This is a genomic window from Halalkalibacter lacteus, from assembly GCF_036663595.1.
Taxonomy (GTDB): Bacteria; Bacillota; Bacilli; order Bacillales; family Bacillaceae_D; genus Halalkalibacter; species Halalkalibacter lacteus.
The window spans coordinates 1-252 of the sequence record NZ_JAWRVL010000338.1 but is presented as its reverse complement, the minus strand read 5'-3'; the positions used below and the strand labels follow the sequence as shown (position 1 = coordinate 252).

Here is a 252-nt window from a genome sequence, read left to right as displayed (position 1 = left end):
AAGATCGTGGCTAATGTGGAAGTAAGAGAAGTATTCAAATTTGACAAAGCTACTGTAGCTGGTTGTTATGTAATAGAAGGAAGGATTAAAAGAGATAGTAAGGTTCGTTTGATCCGCGATGGTATTGTGGTCTATCCATCAGGGGAAGGTGCTTCTGCTGAACTGGGTTCACTAAAGCGTTTTAAAGATGATGTGAAAGATGTGCAGATGGGAATGGAATGCGGCTTAACCATCAAGAATTATAATGATATT

General features: G+C 38.9%; 1 pseudogene. It reads left to right on the top strand.

The window, feature by feature from the left end:
- A pseudogene (locus SAZ04_RS22570) lies at positions 1-252 on the top strand (translation initiation factor IF-2); the annotation flags it as partial.